Origin of the sequence: Citrifermentans bremense R1 (assembly GCF_000426865.1) — a bacterium.
GTDB lineage: Bacteria > Desulfobacterota > Desulfuromonadia > Geobacterales > Geobacteraceae > Geomonas > Geomonas bremensis.
On the sequence record NZ_AUGE01000057.1, the window covers coordinates 1 to 6,575 of the forward strand.

6 protein-coding genes and 1 pseudogene are annotated in these 6,575 nt (G+C 50.3%); 6 read left to right on the plus strand and 1 reads right to left on the minus strand.

Annotated elements, in window-relative coordinates:
- Positions 1-366: 366 nt before the first annotated feature.
- Positions 367-729, minus strand: a complete 363-nt coding sequence (locus K419_RS22370) for a hypothetical protein (protein WP_051293111.1) — start codon at positions 727-729, stop codon at positions 367-369.
- A gap of 248 nt (positions 730-977) precedes the next feature.
- Here K419_RS22370 and K419_RS0118415 point away from each other — a divergent pair, with 248 nt between their 5' ends.
- From K419_RS0118415 to K419_RS24185, 6 genes and pseudogenes are all read left to right on the plus strand, one after another.
- On the plus strand, positions 978-1,625 hold the full coding sequence (locus tag K419_RS0118415; RefSeq protein ID WP_026842841.1) for a TnsA endonuclease N-terminal domain-containing protein: 648 nt from the start codon (positions 978-980) through the stop codon (positions 1,623-1,625).
- Positions 1,618-1,944 (plus strand): hypothetical protein, encoded by a 327-nt coding sequence (locus tag K419_RS24175; protein ID WP_226377735.1) that lies wholly within the window; start codon positions 1,618-1,620, stop codon positions 1,942-1,944. The genes K419_RS0118415 and K419_RS24175 overlap by 8 nt, the downstream gene beginning before the upstream one ends.
- On the plus strand, positions 1,919-3,523 hold the full coding sequence (locus tag K419_RS22375) for a transposase family protein (RefSeq protein WP_226377736.1): 1,605 nt from the start codon (positions 1,919-1,921) through the stop codon (positions 3,521-3,523). The genes K419_RS24175 and K419_RS22375 overlap by 26 nt, the downstream gene beginning before the upstream one ends.
- Positions 3,523-4,425 (plus strand): TniB family NTP-binding protein, encoded by a 903-nt coding sequence (locus K419_RS0118425; RefSeq protein ID WP_226377737.1) that lies wholly within the window; start codon positions 3,523-3,525, stop codon positions 4,423-4,425. Before K419_RS22375 ends, K419_RS0118425 begins: the two co-directional genes overlap by 1 nt.
- Positions 4,426-4,857 (plus strand): annotated as a pseudogene (locus K419_RS24180) (TniQ family protein); the annotation flags it as partial.
- Between the two features lie 198 nt (positions 4,858-5,055).
- Positions 5,056-5,526: a hypothetical protein gene (locus K419_RS24185; protein WP_226377738.1), complete on the plus strand. Its 471-nt coding sequence runs from the start codon at positions 5,056-5,058 to the stop codon at positions 5,524-5,526.
- The last annotated feature ends 1,049 nt before the right edge of the window (positions 5,527-6,575 follow it).

The window sequence follows — 6,575 nt, forward strand, 5'->3', positions numbered from 1 at the left end:
GAAGGGGCCACGACAGTTTTGCCGTGACTGCGCGCCTGACGGTGTCGGTGACCGTGGTCTTGCTGACGCCGCAGCTCTTTGATACGGAAGCCCTGCTCTGGCCGCAGGCCCAGACAAGGCGGAGGATGTCTCGTACTTTTCGCATGGTAACTCTTTCCTTTGGCATCGTGCCCTCCCTCGTGAAGTGAGGTGTACGATACCGTTTGAGTTACCTCGCGACTACTTGAATCAGCCGGTCGCAATGCTCCGGAACGCCGGTCGCAATCCCAGCGGAATGCCGGTCGCGATCACGCCGGAACAGCGGTCGCAATCAGATCGGAATGCCGGTCGCAATCGACCGGAATACGCAGCTCTAAAGCTGTGAACTCAGATGAACTCGCTTGAAACATTACGAAAGTCTTTTATTCCGACTCCCCTAGACCACCTGTTCCAAACATAGATTCCATCAGGGTCCTCACCAGAAGGCCCTTTCAAGTAATAAGTACGTCCTGACGTTGTTTTGCAGACCTTTGTTTGTGGATTGTATCCGACGATTGCTGTGCTGACCCTTCCTTCCAGCGCTGACTCGTTATATCCAACCAGATGACGAGCGCCCACCTGTGGGCCGTCGGTCTCTTCGAAAACCTGCCATCTCACCAGAACGATTTCTGGTTCCTCATCGACTGTCGGCACCTTCCAAATTCCGCCGAGAACGACTAAGCCAGCTATCTTTTCCGCCTTTTCCGCCATTGTGATTCCTCCTCGTAACGATCGCACGAAAGCCCTTCATCACTCCTTGGACATCCAGGCCGTATAGGCTCCTACCCCCTTCGGCAATTTCTACGTTACACTAGGATACCTGCCAAGTTAAATATTGCTAATCAATCAACAAAAGCTCCCTTCAGAAGTTAGGATAACTGCCGAAGAGGATTGGCAGATTTACTCCAGAGGGCGATACTCGTTATCTGGAGCTTCAACACCCCTAACAGGAGGTCACAGTGCCGGTCCGGCGGATTCCGAAAACCTTTCGATCCATCTCCGGAAGGTTCCCCAGCATCATTAATGGGCGATGTATCGGCTACGAATCGAAGCTTGAGCGTGATTACTACCTTCGCCTCGAGTTTGACAAAAGCATTGCGTCCTACGAGGAACAACCGATACGGCTCGCAGGGGTAGTTGCCGGCAAGTCCGTCAGCTACACTCCGGATTGCCTCATCAAATTTCTGGATCCTGGAAAGGCGCACCGACTTGTCGAGGTGAAGTTCCAGAGCGAACTCATTGAAAAGGCAGCGGAACTCGAGCCAAGGTTTTCACTCGCCAGGGCCTATGCGTGTGACCATTCGTTAGAATTTGTCATAGCCACAGACAAAGATATCTATGACGGCATATTGGATAACTATCGTCTGATTTACAGGTTCGGAAAGGTCCCGCGTTACTTTGACACGAAGAGGCGGTTTATCGTCCAGGCCCTAAAAGTCCACGGCCCACTGCCCCTAAAGGATCTTTTACATCTCTTAGCCTCTGACCGAATAAGCCAAAGTTGTTTCATGCCAAGCATCTATCACCTGCTTTTTCTAGGTAAGATCGTGGCCAATCTCGACAAACCTATTGATTACAATACAATTTTGAGGAGACCGAATGGCTAGAACGATTTCTCTTAAAGCGGGAAGCCTCATATTTTGCGGTTCTGTTGGTTATGAGATTGTCGGACCTGTCGGCTTCGGCATGGTCAAGGCAAAAAACCTCATCAATGGAGAGGTCCGGGTCCTTAAACTAGATGATCTGTCCTCCCAAAGCAGCGAAACCTCCACTCCCGAAACACCTCTCGACTGTTTTCCTCCAGAACAGCAAGCCACAGCCCTTCAGAGATTTGCGATGATCAAGCCAGCGCTTCAACAGAATCTTTCCCGGAAAGAAGTGGAGGACCTGGCGGCTAAGCATGGTACACTTCACGACCCTTTATAGGCTCATCCGACTCTTCAACGAGACCCGTAGCCCGGCATCTCTTATCCCCAAATTCAAATGCCGCGGCGGGAAAGGAAAGCACCGGGTTTCTAAGGCGGTTGATGACATTATCAGGTACCACTTCGAATCTATTCTGGCGTCTGGCCTTCTGGACATCACTAAGCTCTCTGTTTCCTCCCTCAGGACCGACATCACCAAATTCTGCAGAGCTGCAGGGCTAAAACCGCCATCATGGTCGACGGTTGAACATCGAGTGGCTGCGTTCATTGCTGAGAAGAAACTGGCTCGAAAAAAAGGGCGCAGACGTGGAGCTCGACGCCCCACCGCCGGCGGCACGTTCCCAGATGCGAACCGTCCTCTGGACGTCGTGCAAATCGACCACACGCCTCTGGACATCATCATCGTTGACGAAAAAGATCGCTTACCGGTGGGCAGGGCCTACCTATCGCTTGCGATCGATGTGTTCAGCAGGCTCGTGCTCGGTTTCGCCATCTCCCTGGACACCCCAAGCATTTACTCGGTCGGCAAGCTTATTTCTCACTGTATCTTACCTAAACAGCGGTTTTTGCAGGACGTGGGGGTAGACGCCGACTGGAATGCCTTTGGCATCATGAGAACCCTGTTTATGGACAACGCAGGAGAGTTCCGCGCTGAGGACTTTATCCCGTTCCAGGAAGAATACCTGGTGGAAGTCAGCTGGCGCCCTGTTGCAACGCCTGAGTATGGAGGGCACATCGAGCGATTGGCGAAAACCCTCAACGACCAGATCCATAACGAGCCAGGCAGCACGTTCTCGAACATTGGGATCCGCGGTGAATACGATTCGGAGGGGAAGGCCTGCTACACCATTGACGAGATTGAGCGTTGGCTGACTATCTTAATCACCAAGGAATATCACGAGAAGGTCCACTCTGAACTGGGGATGTGTCCGAGGGAGAAGTACGAACTTGGAATTTTAGGAGATGACCGGGTGCCAGGCATTGGGCTTCCCGACATCGTGGAGGACCAGGAGCGGCTAAAGCTATTCCTACTCCCGTCCTTTCACCGCACAGTCCAGCGCCAGGGAGTCGAACTCGATAAAATCGTCTACTTTCATGATGTGCTGCGGAACTGGGTTGACACGAAAAATGAGCATGGCAAGGCGCGTAAGTTCATGTTTAAGAGAGATCCTCGACGAATCGCCCCCCTCTACTTTTTCGATCCCGGGGAGAGCAGGTTTGTTCCCATTCCGTACAAGGACCTTACCAGACCGCCGATGAGTGTTTGGGAACTGCAGGCGTCAAAGAGACGATGCAAAGAGAAGGGGATCAATGATCCGAACGAAGCTCAGATATTCGAGGCGCACGCCGAACGCTTGAGTATTCGGGATGAAGCGATAGCAAAAACGAAACAGGCGCGGAGGGAACGTGAGGCGGAACGGAGGCGTAAGAAAGAGGTCCCTGTCTCGGAGGAGTTCAAGAGGTCGCCTCCTCCCGCACGTCGCGAGGAAAACCTCGAAGATATCTTGAGCTTTTACGATGACACCTCTCTTCTCCAAGGAGTAGTGGTGAAAAAAACTCCCACTGAAGGTGACGAATGATGAGCGATCAGCAGCATGTAGCCAGGCTATTGCCCGCAGCAAAGGCTTTACTTGAGGCAAGTGCCGACGACAGAATCAGCTATATTAACGAGGACAGGTGGCTCCCCTACGACCAGGCGGACCGGCTTCTTACTAAGTTAGAGAGCCTGCTCGAAATGCCCTCGAAGATCAGACAGCCGAGCCTATTAATTTGTGGCGATTCGCACTGCGGAAAGACTAGCCTCGTTCGCCATTTTTGGGATCGACATCCAGCTACTGATGGAGTTTATGAGTGCGCCTGTCCAGTCTTTTATCTGCCATCTTGCCCTCCGGAGCCTGACGAAGGGCGGCTGTACGACGAGATCCTCACAGATCTGGCCATCCCCTTTCGCTACAGCGACAAGCCTGAAAAGAAACTGTCGGAGGTCAAATACCAATTTGAGAAAATGGGCGTCCGGATGATGATTCTTGACGAGTTCGCAAACGCCCTGAGTGGCTCGGGCATTAAGCAGCGGGTCTTTATGAACGCAATCAAGAGCCTCCATAACGATTTGCAAATCCCTATCGTTTTGGTCGGCACCATGGAAGCACAATACGTCACCAGCAGCGACACTCAGTTTGCCAGCAGGTTTAAACCTGAAATCCTCTCACGCTGGAACTACGGCACAGAGTTTCAGCGGTTTCTAGCGCGGCTTGAGTTGACCTTGCCCTTACAGCAAGGGTCATTTCTAGCAGCACCCGACATCTCTGGATTGATCTTCGATCGAGCCGAAAGTGGGTGTATCGGTGACTTCGTTGATTTGGTTGGTCAGGCCGCAATTATGGCAATCAAGAAAGGGTCCGAGAAGATCACGAAGAAGGAAATTAAAGAATGCGACTTTACCCCTTCCTCTAAACGGCAACCATCGGTTGTGAGAGCGTGAATGACCAAACTCGTCTTCAAAGTACATAGCAGGACCAGATACCAGGCCTCCAAATTTCCTCTCCACCTACGCCCGGAGGAGGATGAACTTCTCAGCTCTTGGCTTATCCGCTTAGCACTCTTGCACCACACCATGCCCTGCACATTCACGAACCTGTACCTGCCAGAGACCCGTAATAAGCTATGGTCGGCCGACATCGACCTACAAGCAACCCCATCAGTCCTCTGCGCATTATCCGACAAGAGTGGACTTCCTGTCTGCAAACTGCATCTGCTGACTCTAAAAAGCTATGAAGGGTACCTATTCGAAGAAGCATTTCCTAAAACCAAGGAGACGCCTTTCGTAAACCGGGCAGGCATGAGGGGGCGCCGGTGCCGGCTTCCCGCCTGGAGATTCTGCCCGATGTGTCTCAAAGAGGATGCCACCCCCTATGTTCGAAGGAAGTGGAGGCTTTCTTTCTCCACAGCATGCCTAAAACACCGGTGCTTTCTATTGGACCGATGCCCACGGTGCGAGTCTCCAGTGACACCTTACCGTAGGCCGCAAGTTGGCGACTTCCCCAATTGTGACCTCTGCGGATCTCCACTCACGGAAGCTGAAGTGGAGGTCATCCCTCAGGCGTCCTATGGGTTGACCGCGATCAAGAAGATTTATGAGATCCTAGACAACGGTTTCCTCATACTCAAAGGCATCCCGGTTTACTCCTTCCTCTTCTTTAGGATAGTTCACCACCTATGTAAGGCCGCTTATTTTTGGGACAAAAAGATGGGGTTGATTGACCACGAAATCATGCAACATCAGCTACGCGATCTTCCGTGGGAGCAAAAAGTACGTGAACTGGAGGACGTTCGACTGAAGGAGCAATATCTCATTTTTTCAGGAGTGATGCGTCTTTTTGACCCGTACCCTGACAATTTCCTTGGTTACTGCGTCCAAAATGGCCTTGGAAGGACAGATCTCTCCAAGGATCTGGGCATAATCCCCTTCTGGTACTCTGAGATGACGGACCTGTTCGATCTAAAGTATTGGCGTCTCAGTAAAGAGGGGAGTCAAAAGCGCGATATGTTATGTGATGGGCGTTGGCATGAAACGAGAACGTGAAATTGTCGAAGAACTGGTTGGAAGACGGCTTGATCCTAGGAGCAGGGAAAGAGTCAAGTTTGAATAGACGCAGGGCTGACACAAAAAGAGAAATTTTTCACTCGCACCGACTCCATAGTAAAGCGGCGATGCGAACTAGCCCGTAGCCGGATGAGGTCTAGGCCTTAAAAACCCTTTTTGCATCGCTTTAGTCCTATCCAGACACCACTTGCCAGAAGATTCTGTATCGACTGGATGGATGAATAAAGAGGCTATCAGTGATTGTCATCCTTCTTTGAAAGGTAAAGAAGACCTTGCCGTCTAGGGCGAGCAGATACTGAAGTGGTTTAAAAGTAAGAGAAAACTTGCAACAATTTCATCCATATAAGCAATAAGAAGGATCGTCACCACGGCAATGATGAGGCCAAGCATGTTCAGAGCCCTCTCCATTGGCCTCTGATCTTGCGTTACTATAACTCGGTATAAGTTTGGTCTCGGCTTAAATGAAACAATCCCCCATCTCTCAGCGAAAAAAAACGAGATTAGGCCAAGACTGATTAGGCATATCAATGGCTGTGTTAACACAACCCATGACAAAAATATATAAAAAACACTTATGTCGCTTTTTCCATATGTAATCTCAGTTATTTGTAAAATACCTATTACTGAAAGGACAGTTGTAAGTATCGCTAGCATCATATTTGTCAGTTTATCTGACTTTCGGATCTTTTCTTGTTGCTTATTCCTTAGTGTATCTTGGCTTGCTATTATCGACTCGCGCAACAGTATATCATTAAGATCAGGACGCAACTTGTGTTTTCGCTCAATGTAGGCTTTATTATCAACCAACTCTGCATCGCAAATCCCACGGAATGATTTTACATAAGCTATGATGCCTAAAGCAGAGTTACATATTTCTTCCTTTCTGTTTCTCTTGCAGGTTAGTATCATCCTATACAGTAACCTCACAGCCTCACATCCGGCGCGTGTCAAGCTAGTTGTCGCCTGACCTATGCAGCGTTGACAGTTTTATTTTCTTCTTCGAGGACGACTTTGGTCACTACTGCCTC